Genomic DNA, 15325 nt, shown 5'->3' on the forward strand with positions numbered 1-15325 from the left:
CACACGAGGTTTGGAAGATACCCCGCGGCGGCTCCTCGGCAGGTTCGACCACAGGTGCGGTGCAAGCATGTTCGGTACCACCCGGATGTCTCGGTGCATGCCGCTGAGCGCATTACCCAGGGCCTCGGTCGTGACCACCAGCCGATCACACAGCCCGATGGCTTCTCGCAAGTGCTGCTCGATATCCGCTGGCTTGTTCCTGCCGTGGGTATTCTTGACCGGGGTACTGATCACATAATCGTCGATTTCGAATACCCGCCGGGCATTGCTGAAACGCGCAATCCGTTCGATTTCCTGAACCGACTCACGATTGTGACGTAACTGCACCACGACAACATCGGGGGCCATTCGCGCCAACTGCGCCGTACTCATCGATTCGTAGCTGGAAAAGCCCGTAATCAGCCCAGCCTGCTCAAGCTGCAACAAAGGTTCGGTAACGCGATAATGACCAATCGCCGAGTCGTTGATCGGCAACCCTAACACGCTCGGAACCACCCGTGAAATCAGCGGGTTCCATGAGCCCCGCAAGGTGGGTGTAAGGCTGAAGTCCGCAGACAACAGGCTGAGGTTGACGTTATACGCAGGGTCGCGCACCAGTGCCGGCAGCCAACGTTCACAGAAGCGATACTGCTCATCTTCGCGCACGCTGCGCCGACCATCATCATTCGCTTGCGCCATTAGGCTGACGGCAGCTTGCTGCAATTGCGCGTAAGGGGTCCAGACCATCAGGTAACCCTGGGCAGCAGCGCGCAGGCACAGGTCTACATCCCCCAGCCCCTGCGAATGATTCTTCTCGTCGAAACCCTGCAGACTGTCGATTACCTCTCGCCGAAGCATCATGCAATCCTGGCTCAGAGCCGACCAGTTCTGTACTACCTGCAATCGCTGCAAGTAGCCACGCGCCTGACCCGACTCGCCACCGAATGCCGCCTGCGCACCCCGACCCACCCCCAGCACCATGCCCGCGCTGGCAATGTTGCCCTGGCTGTCGAACAGCTTGCCGCCCACCGCGGCGACTTCCGGGCGGCCGGCATGGTTGAGCAACTCATCAAGCCAAGTGTCGTTCAGCACACAATAGCTGCACCCCAGCGTAACCAGATAGTCGCCCAGACTGGCTTGAACCGCATGGTTGAGCATATGCGCGACCGAGCATTCCCCCGCCACTGGCAGGATTCGCAACATTGAGGAAAACCCTTGCATCCGCCGCAACCAGTCCGATGCTGCCGGCGTTACCCGATCATCGTGCACGACGATGATCTCGTAGCGCTCATAGGCGGTATGCTGCAATACGCTTTCGAGAGTCGCCTGCAAACCTGCCTGCCGCTCATCGACGCACACCAGCACGGACACGAGTGGCTGTTGCTCATGCAGGTAATCGATACGATTGAGCAGTGCCATCTCATCATGACGGATCTGGTGGGCAACGCCCAGTCGGCTCAAATGCGCGGCAACAACCAGCTCGCTTTCTTCCGCCACATCGCGCGAAGACAACCACTGCGCGTAATCAGCGCCAGACTGGACCTGAATTTCTGGAATATGTTCTACCGCCTGGGGACCAACATTCTCGACGAGGCGCCAGACCAGATCATGGGTGGCCAGCGCACGATATCGACCATCGAGCCCGCCAAGGGCCAACACCCATTCACGCCGTAACGCCAGGGTACGCCCTAGATACGGATAGGAACGATACAGATCGAGATTGAAATCCGGCTTGAACACCGGTTCACACGGCCCGTCTTCCTTGAGGCCGCCCTCATCACTGTACAGGCAGCCCACGGAAGATTGCAGCGCCGCGCGCTCGGCCATGACCAGCAGAGCGGTCGGCGCAAGCTTGTCTCCCGACTGCAGCAGGTAGATCCAATCGGCAGCATCCAGCCCGCCTATGATTTCATTCAGTTGGCGCGTCCAGTCCGTAGCCGGCGCTAGGCTTACGCGACCAGCTTGTGCCGCCAAATCCAGCTCGCTGACCACTATGGTAGTGGTGGCGCCATAGTGCTGAGCTGCAATACTCGCCAACGTCACCTCAAGCCCCTTCGAATCGCCATCGAGGTCGCGCACGATCACCGCGATACGCGGCCGCACGGGCCACGCGGCAACCACATCTGAGGTCATCCGCAGTTGCGCACTACTTAACTGCCGGTCCTGCAGCCATTGGCGGTAAAAAGCTTCATAACTGTCGCTGTTGCTACCAACCCTGCCATTGAGGCGACACTGCCAAGTCGACAAGGTGCGCAACAGGCACAGTTCCTGCCACTGCCGAGGCACTTCAGACACTCGCGCCATTTCAACAAAGCGCACCCAGCCGGAAGCAACTGGTGCATCTCCACCGCGGGCCTTGAGCATCTGCGTGAGCCACCCCCACTCCTGCTGCGTGGATGCCTTGACCGAGTCATCCAGGCTGAGTCGCTCCGGGTGCAGGCGCTCGATAATAGCAGCGCTGCGCATGACGGCGACTTCACCGTGACGCATCAGACAAACGAACAACACCAGATCAAGCAGTGCCTCGAACTGTTGTTCCTGATTGATAAGAACCTTGAGGATCTCCGCGGCTTCGCGTCTATAGAACAGCGCCGACGAAAAATTGCCAAGGAAGTTGACCGGGCTGCCCGCCAGGATCGCCAGCACATCGGACCCCTTGAACATGCTGTCGGTGTTGGCGAACGCCACGTTCTGCAGGCGCTGAGGCAAGACGAAGTCACCCGCATCGCAGAACACCCGCTGAGCGAGCGACACTTTGACTTCGGCATGCTGGAAAGCGGCAGCCTGCTGCTCCACGCAGCGCGCCAGCAAGCGGTCGTCGTCACACAGCACTTTGACCAGTTCGCCCTGAGCAGCTTCGAGCAAGGCCAGCACGTTGGCTGCCAAACCCAAACGCCTCGGGTTGCGCCGATAGTGCACACGCCCAGGCAGTCGTCCACTGGCGACCTCGACCATAGCTTCGATTGCAGAACCTTCGCTATCGTCCCCGATCAGTATTTCAAGATTCGGGTAAGTCTGGTCCAGCGCACTCTTCAGCGCCTCGTTGAAATAACGTGGGTTAAACGCAGGAATGACGATACTGACAAGGGGCTGTTGGTTCACGTTGATGACCTTTAAAAAAAATGCGCCGCACCTGAGGGTGACGACGCATGCTTGATAACGCAGGCCGCGTTATCAGATGTAATTGACCAGCGAAAGCCCGGCCACCTTGGCATAGGCCTGCAAAGAGGCCTGTAACATGTTGGTCTGCATCTGCAGGCGCAACATGACCTCGGCTGGGTCGCTCTCACGGATCGAGCTTTGAGTCTTGGCGTTTTCGGTACCCAATGCTTCGTTGGTTTCAGCCTGGACATCCAGCGCCTGGCCGCGCCCGCCAATAGAACTGACCGACGAAGACACTTGGTTGATCGCGCTGCTGACGTTGCCAACGGCCGAATCCAACGACGCCAGGAAGTTCTGCCGAGCTGTCGCGTCGCCGTCCTGCGGGGTACTCAGTGCAGCGCGCAGTTTGCTGATGGTATCGAGCACATTCTGGGTTTGATGGGTATCAACCTTGACCCCGAACGAGTCTCCGGCGCCAGGCGCGGCAGACAGCTCGAAGCTGACCCCCAGGGCGCTCGCGGTGGTGCCATTGGGCCCACCCAGTGTTCCGGAGGCAACCGGGCGGCTGTCTTCAGTCACAGGTGACGCGTACAACTCAAAAGCGTTGGCACCGGTAAACTTCAACACTGCGCCGCCGGCAGGAAACGCCGCTTTGTAAACATCTTGATCCGTGATGGTAGCGCCAGTGACCTGTGCCGAGGAGCTATTGCCAGGGCTCCGTGTACCGGACACTTCATCGGCCTTGGAGCTCAAACTGAACGAATGTCCTGCAATGACCGCATCCTCGTTGCCTTTGTCACCCTCTTTGAAGTTGACGTCCAGGCGTAGATCGACACCTCGGAAACTGATGGTGGCGTTGTCGCTATCAGGATCGAATTTGCCGCCCTGACTGGCTTCCAGCGTCACGTCATTGCCATTGGCATCGGTGATCTTGTATTCGGTGCTGCTGGTGAATTCGATGGTGTAAGGTTCGCCGCTGCGGAACTGATCATTGAAGGCGGAGTTCCCGGAAACCTGGCCATTGGACAGGCTGATGCGGCCATCATCAGTGGCCGGCGCGGTCAGCGTAGTCTCGCTGCGGCTGGTATTCAGTGCTTGTTCGAAAGCATCGTAACCGGTTTCGTTGGCCGCTAGGCTAAGCATGTCACCAACCTGAAGATTGAGCTTGCCCTGATCACCCTGGTAACTGTAGGTACCGTCTGCATTACGCACATACGGTGGCGTATCGCCCCGGGAGCCGGAGAAAATGTATTTGCCGCTCTCGTCCCTGCTGTTCATAAGGTTGAACAGTTGATCCTCCAGCGAAGCCAGTTCATCAGCGTTGGCCTTGCGATCGGCATCGGTAAAGGCGCCGTTACCCGAGCTCACCGCCAACTCGTTGACCCGCTGCAAAATGTTCCCGATCGAATTCAGGGTGCTCTCGGCCGTGCCCAGCGCATTGCGCACGTTGGTAATGTTGCTGCCGTACTGCTTCAACATGTTCTGCTGCTGCTCCAACTGCAACAACCGCGCCGCGCCCACCGGATCATCCTTGGCCGAGCGCACGCGAATGCCATCGCTGGCCTCCTGCTGAGTCTTCACCGTCTTGGCGAAGTTGCTCTGATAGTTGGCACTATTGGTGTTGTAGAACTGGGAAGTCGAGATGCGTACGCTCACGATCTAAGGCTCCTTAAAGGCTGTTGATCAGGGTGGCGAAGGTTTCCTGGGCCGCCTTGATGATCTGCGACGACGCGGTGTAGTACTGCTGGAACTTGATCAGGTTACCGGTCTCTTCATCGATCGACACACCCGACACACCGTCGCGGCTGTCCTGCGCAGAAGTGTGGAGCGCGCTGGTAGCATCGCCGTCCATCTGCGCCTGCCCGGCCTTGCCACCAACGCCGGATGCCAGCTTGGCGTAGGCATCAGTGAAGCTGATACCCTTGCCATTGGCCCCCACCTCGACCGTAGGCTTGGTCTGCAAATCGATCACCGACTGGCTGTTGCGGTTGTCCGCAGAACCTGCGCCGGTCAACGCCACGGTGTAACTGTCGCCATTTTGCGGGGCGCCGGAAACGTTCATCTCGAAAGTGAAGCTGCTACCCAGCGAGTTGCCGTTCCCATCGACCATTGGTACCGATAGCTGCAGCTTGTTGTCTTGGCCCGGCACGATGGTGCCGCTGCCAATCTCGGTGCCCTTGGCGTCATACATTTTGTAGGCCTGAGGGGAGGTACTGTTGTCACCGAAAACGAGCTTGACCGGGGTGGAATACTTCAGGCCGGTCTGCAACAACGAACGCTGGGCTGCATCGGAGATGTCCAGCTCGGATGTCAGGGTCGGCTGGGTTATGACGCCAGTCCCCTTATTGCCAGAACCGCTGGTGGCGCTCAGCGGCGCGGCAAGCGCCAAGCGTTTGGGGTCGGTCAGAACCGTCTCGATATTGGCTGCGGCGTTGCGGGTGGGTGTGATCTTGAAACTGTCACCCGCGCTCAGGCCTCCGCCATTGAGGGCAAGGGTGAAACCGTCGATCACCGGGGCCGGGTCATCATCGAGGCTGTAGCTACCCATGTCGGTGCCATCGGGCAACTTGCGGACCGTGTACTGCTTGTCGCTGGTGAAGGTCACCTGATAATCGCTGGTGGTCAGCTTACCGGTATCCTTGATGGTCACATCGAGGTTGCCTGAGCCTGGGCTGTTGTTCTGCTTGGCGATACTGCGCTGGCTGATAGCCGCAGCGCTGTTGATATCACCAAACAAGGTCGCCCCGAAATCACCATTTTTGTCGATGCCCTGGGCCAACTGGCTATTGATGGCATCGGCAACTACCAAGGCAACACGCCCCAGCTCGTTGAGCGCAGGGTCGAGCGTTTCCGAGCGATAGCGGATCAAACCGCCAAGTTCGCCACCGCTGGTGGTGCTGGTGATATCCATCTTGGTCGAACCGCGATTAAGGATCAGACTCATGCGGGTCGGGTCCGTCGCGCTTGGCGCCACCCCCAAGGTCTGTGTGGTCTTGCCCAGCACCAGCGCCTGGCCATTCTTCAGGTAAATATCGTAGTTACCGTCGCGCTCGACCACATCGGCGCCAATCAATTTGTTCAGCTCACGTACCGCACCATCACGCTGGTCGAGCAGGTCATTGGGCTGGCCGGAGATTGCGCTGACGCGAGATATCTGCTCATTCAGATCAGCGATGGTCTTGGTCAGGCTGTTAACCTGATCGGTGAGCGACGCCATGTTAGCGTTGAGGTTGCTGTTTTGCTGGTTGAGCTGCGCCGACAGCGTGTTGAAGCGCTTGGCCAAGGACTGCGCGCTGGTTAACAGCAACTGCCGCGAGGCGTCCTCGGTGGGCTTGGCCGCAGAGTCCTGCATGGCAGTGAAGAAACTTTGCAACGCTGCGGTGATACCGGTATCGCTACTCGACAGGGCAGTATCCAGCGGGGTGATCTGGTTAAGGTACGTGCTCGCCTCACTACTGAGCGACGTTGTAGTACGCAGCTGGTTCTCGAGGAACGCGTTATACACTCGACGCACATCGGCCAAAGTAGTGCCACTGCCAATAAAGACCTGGCCGACCTGCTGACCGCCCTTGCTCTTCTGTACGTTCTGCTGGCGCGAGTAGCTCTCGACGTCGGCATTGGCAATGTTGTTACCGAGGGTATACATCCCCGACTGCGCGGCACCCAGCCCCGACATACCAATGTTGATCAGACTCGCCATGGTTTCCTACCTTTAAATTTTCGTTGCGGTACCGAGCAGTGCGTAGTGCTCGTACGACTTCATCTGTTTTGCTATCTGCGAGATCTTGCTGGCGTAATTCGGGTCGGTGGCGTACCCGGCCTTTTGCAACTCTTGCACGAACTGTTCAGGTTTATCGGCGGCTTTCACCGCATCTTGATAGCGCGAATTGTTCTGCAACAGGTTTACCAGGTCATGGAAGCTGTCCTGATAGGAATCGTACGAACGGAACGCTGCCGTCTCCTTGACGAACTGGCCATCGCGGAACTCGCTGGTAATCGCTCTCGCCTCGCCGCCCTCCCAGTTGCCAGTTGCCTTGATGCCAAACAGGTTGTGGCTGCTACTGCCGTCGCTGTTGCGCATCACCGACTTGCCCCAACCGGTTTCCAGCGCGGCCTGGGCTACCAGATAGCGAGGGTCGATACCAATGCGCTTGGCGGCCTGCTCAGCCATCGGCAGCATGGTGGCGACAAATTCATCGCTGTCGGCGAACGCCTTTTTCGGCGCCAGCGGCGGCTGGGCCACGGCGCGACCGACAATACGCAGGCCGTTGTCCGGCACGGCAAAGACCTTGGCCGGTTGCTGGCCGTCACGGGCAGGTACGGCGGCGTTGTTCGGGCTGGCCGCCGACGGCACGATACCAGCCAATAGGCGGTCGGTGAGTTTGCTCGGCAAGGCCAGGCGCCGCGAATTGAGCGCCGCTACATCGTTGCGATTAGCGCTCGCCAGGGTTGCTTGCACGGGCTCAGCCACCTTGTTGCCCCATAGCGCCGGGGCGCGGCCTTCAACGTGCGGGAACGGGCTGGTATTGACCGATGCACTCTTCTTTTTCGACAACTGGCGCACCAACACGTCCTGCAGGCCGATACCGCCCCCCTCGCGGGACATGCTCACGGCCAATTGCTGGTCATACATGTCGCGATACTGCTTGACCGTTTCGGTGTTCATCGGGTTGTCGTCGGCCAGCACGTCGCTGGCCTTGCGCGAGGCCTTGAGCATTTCGCTGATGAATAGCGACTCGAACTCCTGGGCCACCTTGCGTACGTTGGCATCGCTGTCGCGGTCACCATGCTTGAGCGAACTGAGGCGATTGAGGTCGGTGTAAGCACCGCTGTCGCCGCTGCCAGAAACCAGGCTTTTGCTGTTCATCGGTGCCGTCCTCAGATCACGATCAGGTCGGCTTGCAAGGCGCCGGCCTGTTTCAGGGCTTCGAGGATGGCCATGAGGTCGCCAGGTGCCGCGCCCACCTGGTTCACGGCACGGACGATTTCATCCAGCGTGGTGCCTGGGCCGAACTTGAACATCGGCTTGGCCTCCTGCTCCGCATTGACCCGCGAGCGTGGCACCACGGCAGTCTGGCCGTTGGAGAGCGGGCCCGGCTGGCTGACGATCGGGTCTTCGGTAATGGTCACGGTCAGGCTGCCGTGGGTCACCGCCGCTGGCGAAACCTTCACGTTCTGGCCAATGACGATGGTACCGGTACGCGAATTGATGATGACTTTGGCCACCGCCTGGCCGGGATCGATTTCCAGGTTTTCCAGGACCGACAGGTAGTCCACGCGCTGGCTTGGGTCCATCGGCGCACTGACCCGCACCGAGCCACCGTCCACCGCCTGGGCCACACCCGGGCCCAGCAGGTCGTTGACTTTGTCGACGATACGTTTGGCAGTGGTGAAATCGGGGCGGTTCAGGTTCAAGGTCAGGGTATTGCCTTGGTTGAAGCCGCTTGGCACGGCCCGCTCCACGCTGGCACCACCTGGAATCCTACCCGCCGACGGAACGTTGACGGTGATCTTCGAGCCGTCACGGCCCTCGGCGTCGAAGCCGCCGACCACCAGGTTGCCCTGGGCGATGGCGTAGACGTTACCGTCAATCCCCTTGAGCGGGGTCATCAGCAGGCTGCCGCCGCGTAGGCTCTTCGAGTTACCGATCGAGGATACGGTTATGTCGACCACCTGGCCCGGCTTGGCGAACGGCGGCAAGTCGGCATGCACCGACACGGCAGCGACGTTTTTCAACTGCACGTTACCGGAGCCTGGCGGCACCTTGATGCCGAACTGCGACAGCATGTTGTTGAAGGTTTGCAGGGTAAACGGGGTCTGGGTGGTCTGGTCACCCGTACCGTTCAGGCCAACCACCAGGCCATAGCCAATCAACTGGTTGGAGCGCACGCCAGAAATACTGGCGATGTCCTTCAGGCGCTCGGCCTGGGCCACACAGGCACAGGACAGGAGCAGGGTTGCGGCAATCAGCTGCCTCACGTTGAACATGGTCATCCGTACTCAGAAAGGCCAAAGCGGGCTGAGGAAGAAGCGGTCCAACCAACCAGGCTGGCTGGCATCGGCGAACGAGCCGGTACCGGAGTAGGTAATGCGCGCGTCGGCCACACGGGTGGACGGTACGGTGTTATCGGTGGCGATGTCGTCGGCACGGACCATGCCGGCAATGCGGACCAGCTCCTCGCCGGTATTCAAGGTCATCCACTTCTCGCCGCGCACGGCGATGATGCCGTTGGGCAACACCTCGGCCACGGTAACGGTGATCGAACCCGTCAGGGTATTGCCCTGGGTCGCCTTGCTGTCGCCTTTGGTGGCGCGGTCACCGCTGTAACCGGCCTCCAGCGACAGATCACCACCGCCGAATGGGTTATTGGTGTTCGGCGAGCCTCCAAACAGCGAGGTCAGGCCAATATCGGTCTTGCTGGTCTTGGCGATCTGCGAGCCGGCGTTCTTGCTAGCCGATGTACGCTCGTTGAGGGTAATGGTAATGATGTCACCCACCCGGAACGCTTTACGGTCGCTGTACAGGTTCTGCTCGAAACCGGCCTGGTAGATCGAACCGTTGTTGGCCGCTGCCGGCAGTGGGGTGCGCGGCAGAACCGGCGCGTAGTACGGGTCGTTGGGCTTGGGCGTCGGCGCGACGCAACCTGCCAGCAACACCGCCCCCCCCAGGGCGAAAACGGACAACAGACGATTCATGACGCTTACCTCACGAGTGCAAAAAACTACCAGGCTCAGAGCTGCCGGCCTCAGAGCTGTTGAGTAACGAACGAAAGCATCTGGTCGGCAGTGGAGATGACCTTGGAGTTCATCTCGTAGGCGCGCTGAGTGGTGATCATGTTCACCAGCTCTTCTACGGTGCTGACGTTGGAGTTTTCCAGGGTCTGCTGCAGGGTGGTGCCGAAACCGTTCAGGCCCGGGGTGCCGACTTGCGGCGCGCCACTGGCCGCGGTTTCCAGGAACAGGTTGTCGCCGATTGCCTGCAGGCCGGCCGGGTTGATGAAATCGGCGGTCTGGATGTTGCCGATCACCTGCGCTGCAGGGTTGCCGGCGGTCGTGATAGACACGGTGCCGTCCTGGCCGACGGTAAAGGTCTGCGCGTCGTTAGGCACAACGATGGCGGGTTCCAGGGCAAAACCGTTGGCAGTGACGATCTGGCCGTCAGAGTTCAGGTGGAAGGTCCCGTCACGTGTGTACGAAACGGTGCCGTCAGGCTGCAGCACCTGGAAGAAACCACGGCCGTTGACCGCCATGTCCAACGGGTTCTCGGTCGTTTGCAGGCTACCCGTCTGGAAGTTTTTCTGCGTACCGACAATGCGCACGCCGGTACCGACCTGCAGGCCTGAGGGCAGTTCGCTGTCCTGGGTAGACTGTGCGCCAGGCTGGCGCTTGATCTGGTAGAGCAGGTCCTGGAATTCGGCACGATCACGCTTGAAACCGGTGGTCGAGACGTTGGCCAGGTTGTTGGAGATGACCGTGAGGTTAGTGTCCTGGGCGGACAGGCCGGTTTTAGCGACCCAAAGAGCCGGAAGCATTAGTGTTCTCCTCGTGCGCCTGTTTTACGGCACCCGTTCAAAAGTGATTAGCCGATTTGCAAAACACGCGCCATGGCTTCGTCGCCTTCCTTGGCCGCATTCATCATCTTCACGTGCAGTTCAAATTGACGCGACAGCGCCAGGACCGAGGTCATCTCTTCGACGGCGTTGACGTTGCTGCCCTCGAGAAAACCAGATACCACCCGCACGTTGACGTCGGCGTCGGCTGGCTGGCCAGAGGTGGTATGGATCATGCCATCGAGGCCTTTGGTAAGACCCTTGGTGTCCGGGTTGACCAGCTTTATACGGTCGACCTCGGCCATCACTCGCGGGTCTTCACCCATGGAACGAATGCTGATGGTGCCATCGGCGCCCACCTCCACCTTCTGTTCTGGCGGGATGGCAATCGGGCCGCCGTTGCCGATCACGGGCATGCCGTTGCCGGCACGCAGCACCCCCAAAGCATCGATATTCAGGCTGCCTGTACGAACATAGGCCTCGCTACCGTCCGGGGCTTGTACAGCGATGAAACCTTTGCCGGTTACCGTCACGTCCAGATCTCGACCAGTTTCGACCATCGGCCCTTCGCTGAAGTCGGTGGCCGGACGCTCGGTCATGGCAAAGGCGCGCGCCGGAAAGCTGTCGCCAAACACCGGCATCGAACGCGCCTGCTCCAGGTCACGCTGAAAACCGTTGGTGGAAATGTTCGCCAGGTTGTTGGCGTGGGCCTTCTGCGCCAGCGCGTTCTGGCTGGCGCCGGTCATGGCCACGTAAAGCATCTTGTCCACAGTCATCCTCCGCTGCACTGGCGCTCGTTTGCCGTACGCCGCTGCTTTACTGGCAAAGAAGCAAGTTCCGAACCAACTTTCTGAAATCGTGAAAAAGCCCATGAATACGGGCTTTTCGGGGGTCGTGTTCAAGTAGCGGACGCCGGTTATCCGGCGCCGGGTTGCCGATGGCGGCAAACTTGTACCGACCTCTTCGCGGGCGCGCCCGCTCCTACAGGTAGAGCGCTGGCCTTGAGGTCTGCGCTTGCTGTGGGAGCGGGCGTGCCCGCGAAGAGCCGGTACAGGCTTCATCAACGCTCGCGGCAACCACCATTGTTGTAGGGGCCGGCGAACTTCTTCCAGCCGTCTCCTGGCGGCCATTGTGCACATACCAGACGGCCGTCGATCTGGCTTTCCCAACGCCACCAGTTAGCCGTACCAGCTTGCACTTGGTAGAGGCTGAACGCGATCAACAACGCCACCAGCAATTTGCCCATGAACCCTCCTGCAAAAACGACGAGCCCCTTCAAAAAGAAAGGGGCTCGCGTGCACACGATCAAACAGCAGCCATCAGGCCATTTGGATGACGGTCTGCAAGATGGTGCTTTCGGTGGAAATGGTTTTGGCGTTCGCCTGATAGTTGCTTTGCGCCTTTATCAGCTCAACAAGCTCTTGGGTCAGGTTGACGTTCGAGCCTTCCAGTGCGTTGGACTCGATAGCCCCCAAGGTTCCAGTCTTCGGCGCATCTATGCCGGGAATGCCCGAGGTGAAGGTTTCGGTCCAGCGGGTACCGCCAATTTGCTGCAAGCCTTGCTCATTTGCAAAGCTCGCCAGCGCCACCTGGCCAATGGCATTGGATTTGCCGTTGCTGAAGCTGGCGAACAATACCCCTGTCGCGTCGATGCTCAGGCTCGACAGAATACCGGTGGCGTAACCGTCCTGAGACTGCGACATTCGCGCGGTTTCGGTGTTGTAAGACGTAGTGCTGTCCATCGCCAGGCGCATGCCACCGACATCACCCACGGCACCGTTGGAAGCCCAGTTACCCTGCGCATCTTCCACCGCAGGCACCCAACCGGTCATGCTGAATGTGTTGTTGGTCACGGTGAAAGACGAACCCGCCGGGTGGCCGGTATTATCAGCTGTCATGCTCTTGACCGAGCCATCGCTGTTGAAGCTGATGGTGCCCGTCAGTGGCGTAGTCGAAGAAGGGTCGAACGGGTTGCGCCCATCGACCAGCGTATACATGGTCCACTCATTGGTGCCGGTCTTGCGGTAGAACTGCTCCATGGTGTGCTCGTTGCCCTGGCTGTCATACACCTTGGTCGGGAACGACTTGGTATACGTCGACGCGCTGGCAGGATCGAACGGCAGGTTAGGCACCATCGCGCCATTGCCGTCATCGACCTCGAGAGGGATATCGGCGGCCGAAGAATTCAGGTTGATACCCTGATCGATCAGGGAGGTCGCCTTTGGCTGCAGCGCCGAGGTATCAATCTGCAAGTCCTTCAGTACACCCTTCTGAATATTGCCAGCCGCATCAGCGGTATAGCCCTGCAGGCGCAAGCCGTCGGAAGTCACCACGAAGTTGTCCTTGCTGGCCTGGAAAGCACCTGCACGGGTGTAGACACGCGAGCCATTATCGGACAACACGAAGAAGCCCTGCCCTTGAATTCCCATGTCCAGCACGTTGCCTGTGGTGTTTACATCGCCCTGGGTGAACTGTTGGGAAATGGCAGCCAGGCGCACCCCGTTGCCCACTTGGTTCTTGCCGACACCCAAGCGGTTGGCACCCGCGTAAACATCCGCGAACTCGGCACGCGAAGACTTGAAGCCAGTTGTATTGACGTTGGCGATGTTGTTACCAGTGACGTCCAACTGCTTGTTCGCCGCAGACAGACCGCTAAGGCCGATATTGAAAGACATGAATTCGCTCCTTGTGCCGCGCTAACGGGCCTTAGATACCAATGGTTTGTACGTCGGAAAGAGACACCTTGCCGACACCGGCGAGGTTGAGCACCATTTCACCCGTTGCGCTGAAGCTGACGCTGGTCACCTTGGCCGGCAAGAGGGTGTTCATCTGCACCGACTGTCCATCTACTGTGGTGGTGGCAGTGAACGTGTAGGTGCCCGGGTCGACTTTCTCCCCGCTGCTGTTGGTGCCATCCCAGATGAAGTCAGCGTAACCCGCCTTCTGCTCACCCAACTCGATGGTCTTGACGGTGTTGCCGTCCTTGTCCTTGATGGTGATCTTCGCTTCGCTGATAGCCTGAGGCACAACGAACTGGGCATTGAAGCTTTCAGTGGTATCAACCACAGCTTTATCGTTCTGCACCACCACCGATCGGCCTACCAACGATGAAGCCTGCAGCGCCTGCGACGACGCCATGGCATTGGTGATACTGCTAACCGACTCATTCAGGGAGGTAATACCTTCCAAGCTGCTGAACTGCGCCAACTGAGCAACGAATTCACCGTTGTCCTGCGGGTCCAGCGGGTTCTGATGCTGCATCTGCGTTACAAGCAGCTGCAGGAAAGCATCCTTACCCAACGAATCAGTGCCGGTCTTGGAAGCGGTATCCGTGGTTTTCTTCGTACTGCTACCCACACCGGACGCCGTGAGCACATCATTGAGGTTGACGCCGGTAGTCTCGATTGCCATGGTCTGGATTCCTTATCACTGCCCGAGGGTCAGCACTTTCTGCATCATGCTCTTGGCCGTGTTCATCAGCTCGGCGTTGGTCTGGAACGCGCGGCTGGCCGAGATCATGTCAGCCATCTCCTCGACCACGTTGACGTTCGGGTAGTAGACATAGCCGTCCTTGTTCGCCGCCGGGTGGTTCGGCTCGTAGCGGGCTTCAAGGTTGCTCTGGTCTTCGACGATGCCCTTTACCTGCACGCCCTGCCCGGCTTCACCCTGGTCCTCGAACAGCGACTGGCTGCCGCCAGCCTGTGCATCCTGGAAGGTCGTGGCGAACACCGGATGGCGAGCGCGGTAGGTCTGGTCGATGCTCGACGAGACTGTCTCGGCGTTGGCGATGTTGGAAGCGACGGTGTTCAGGCGCGTGTTCTGCGCGCTCATGCCGCTACCGGCAATATTGAAGACACTGGAAAGGGACATGGTCATTCTCCCCGCAGGGCGGAAACCAGCCCTTTGAATTTACTGTTGAGCAAGGTGAAGCTGGCCTGGAAGCCAATGGCGTTTTCGGTGTAGTTCGACTGCTCGATCTGCGCGTCGACGGTGTTCTGGTCGATCGAAGGCTGCAGCGGCGTGCGGTATTTGAGCGTGTCGTCAGCAGCGACGGCCAGGCCTTCGGCTTCGATGTGCCGGCTGTTGGTCCGCTCCATGGCAAAGCGGCCACTTTGCTGCTTGCTGGTTTCGGCGGCGAGTACCGAAGAGAAGTCCATGTTACGCGCCTTGTAGTTGGGCGTGTCGGCGTTGGCAATGTTGTTGGCCAACACTTCGGCGCGCTGGGCGCGGAAGCCCAGGGCCTTTTCGTGAATGCCAAGCGCCTTGTCGAAACTGATGCTCATATCGGGGAAACCTTCAGAGGTTGACCGGAGTTTTGTTGAGCAAGCTATAGCAAGGGCTGTGCCAACCCCCCGGACCCCCGAAAATACGGGGTATGCGCGCGGCATGCTGTCAGGGTGATGCCAGAAAAGCGGCAAAGGCCTTCCGCCTTTGGCAGTGAAAGCGGCAATTACCGGTTGGCAAAAGCGGCAAAACAAAAATTTGACGTCAGGGTTTTCCTGAGCCGGCCTCTTCGCGGGCATGCCCGCTCCCACAGGGGCCATGCAAGCCTGAAGGCGGTACAGGCAATCGAGTAGGAGGCGGGTTCACACCCGCCGTCCTCTCACACCACCGTGCGTACGGTTCCGTACACGGCGGTTCAAGTTATGCGGCTAAGCCGGTTGATCGTATCCAGTATCGAGACCAGCCCGAGT

The 15325-nt window shown here is 59.4% G+C and carries 13 protein-coding genes; all 13 read right to left on the reverse strand.

The annotated features are described in order from the left end of the window. A partial coding sequence (locus DMX12_RS28110; protein ID WP_110680019.1) for a glycosyltransferase family 2 protein occupies positions 1 to 3081 on the reverse strand: 3081 nt, incomplete at its 3' end. Positions 3082 to 3153: 72 nt separating this feature from the next. Then, entirely contained in the window at positions 3154 to 4737 is a 1584-nt protein-coding gene (locus DMX12_RS28115) for a flagellar hook-associated protein 3 (RefSeq protein WP_110680020.1), read from the reverse strand. 13 nt (positions 4738 to 4750) lie between these two features. Continuing rightward, complete coding sequence (gene flgK / locus DMX12_RS28120) at positions 4751 to 6781, reverse strand: flagellar hook-associated protein FlgK (protein ID WP_110680021.1); 2031 nt, start codon at positions 6779 to 6781, stop codon at positions 4751 to 4753. 12 nt (positions 6782 to 6793) lie between these two features. Next, on the reverse strand, positions 6794 to 7948 hold the full coding sequence (gene flgJ / locus DMX12_RS28125) for a flagellar assembly peptidoglycan hydrolase FlgJ (RefSeq protein ID WP_054913396.1): 1155 nt from the start codon (positions 7946 to 7948) through the stop codon (positions 6794 to 6796). An 11-nt stretch (positions 7949 to 7959) separates the two neighbouring features. Further along, positions 7960 to 9069, reverse strand: a complete 1110-nt coding sequence (locus DMX12_RS28130; protein ID WP_009684238.1) for a flagellar basal body P-ring protein FlgI — start codon at positions 9067 to 9069, stop codon at positions 7960 to 7962. 12 nt (positions 9070 to 9081) lie between these two features. Next, complete coding sequence (flgH, locus tag DMX12_RS28135; protein ID WP_054913397.1) at positions 9082 to 9777, reverse strand: flagellar basal body L-ring protein FlgH; 696 nt, start codon at positions 9775 to 9777, stop codon at positions 9082 to 9084. 50 nt (positions 9778 to 9827) lie between these two features. Beyond that, complete coding sequence (gene flgG / locus DMX12_RS28140) at positions 9828 to 10613, reverse strand: flagellar basal-body rod protein FlgG (RefSeq protein ID WP_015271239.1); 786 nt, start codon at positions 10611 to 10613, stop codon at positions 9828 to 9830. A 47-nt stretch (positions 10614 to 10660) separates the two neighbouring features. Then, positions 10661 to 11401 carry a flagellar basal body rod protein FlgF gene (locus tag DMX12_RS28145; protein ID WP_054913402.1) on the reverse strand — a complete coding sequence of 247 codons (741 nt, stop codon included), beginning with the start codon at positions 11399 to 11401 and terminating at the stop codon, positions 10661 to 10663. A 290-nt stretch (positions 11402 to 11691) separates the two neighbouring features. After that, entirely contained in the window at positions 11692 to 11877 is a 186-nt protein-coding gene (locus DMX12_RS28150; RefSeq protein ID WP_110680022.1) for a hypothetical protein, read from the reverse strand. A 73-nt stretch (positions 11878 to 11950) separates the two neighbouring features. Next, positions 11951 to 13306, reverse strand: coding sequence for a flagellar hook protein FlgE (gene flgE, locus DMX12_RS28155; RefSeq protein WP_110680023.1), 1356 nt, complete (start codon positions 13304 to 13306; stop codon positions 11951 to 11953). 31 nt (positions 13307 to 13337) lie between these two features. Further along, positions 13338 to 14042 (reverse strand): flagellar hook assembly protein FlgD, encoded by a 705-nt coding sequence (flgD, locus tag DMX12_RS28160; protein ID WP_054913399.1) that lies wholly within the window; start codon positions 14040 to 14042, stop codon positions 13338 to 13340. 15 nt (positions 14043 to 14057) lie between these two features. Beyond that, positions 14058 to 14501: a flagellar basal body rod protein FlgC gene (gene flgC / locus DMX12_RS28165; protein ID WP_025340101.1), complete on the reverse strand. Its 444-nt coding sequence runs from the start codon at positions 14499 to 14501 to the stop codon at positions 14058 to 14060. A 2-nt stretch (positions 14502 to 14503) separates the two neighbouring features. After that, entirely contained in the window at positions 14504 to 14914 is a 411-nt protein-coding gene (gene flgB, locus DMX12_RS28170; RefSeq protein WP_110680024.1) for a flagellar basal body rod protein FlgB, read from the reverse strand. Positions 14915 to 15325: the final 411 nt, after the last annotated feature.

Source organism: Pseudomonas sp. MB-090624 (assembly GCF_003205245.1).
Lineage (GTDB): Bacteria > Pseudomonadota > Gammaproteobacteria > Pseudomonadales > Pseudomonadaceae > Aquipseudomonas > Aquipseudomonas juntendi.

Excerpts from the sequence above, each read along its gene's own strand:
- flgK (WP_110680021.1), bottom strand. The coding sequence starts at position 6,781 with ATGGCGAGTCTGATCAACATTGGTATGTCGGGGCTGGGTGCCGCGCAG.
- flgJ (WP_054913396.1), bottom strand. The coding sequence starts at position 7,948 with ATGAACAGCAAAAGCCTGGTTTCTGGCAGCGGCGACAGCGGTGCTTAC.
- DMX12_RS28130 (WP_009684238.1), bottom strand. The coding sequence starts at position 9,069 with ATGTTCAACGTGAGGCAGCTGATTGCCGCAACCCTGCTCCTGTCCTGT.
- flgH (WP_054913397.1), bottom strand. The coding sequence starts at position 9,777 with ATGAATCGTCTGTTGTCCGTTTTCGCCCTGGGGGGGGCGGTGTTGCTG.
- flgG (WP_015271239.1), bottom strand. The coding sequence starts at position 10,613 with ATGCTTCCGGCTCTTTGGGTCGCTAAAACCGGCCTGTCCGCCCAGGAC.
- DMX12_RS28150 (WP_110680022.1), bottom strand. The coding sequence starts at position 11,877 with ATGGGCAAATTGCTGGTGGCGTTGTTGATCGCGTTCAGCCTCTACCAA.
- flgE (WP_110680023.1), bottom strand. The coding sequence starts at position 13,306 with ATGTCTTTCAATATCGGCCTTAGCGGTCTGTCTGCGGCGAACAAGCAG.
- flgD (WP_054913399.1), bottom strand. The coding sequence starts at position 14,042 with ATGGCAATCGAGACTACCGGCGTCAACCTCAATGATGTGCTCACGGCG.
- flgC (WP_025340101.1), bottom strand. The coding sequence starts at position 14,501 with ATGTCCCTTTCCAGTGTCTTCAATATTGCCGGTAGCGGCATGAGCGCG.
- flgB (WP_110680024.1), bottom strand. The coding sequence starts at position 14,914 with ATGAGCATCAGTTTCGACAAGGCGCTTGGCATTCACGAAAAGGCCCTG.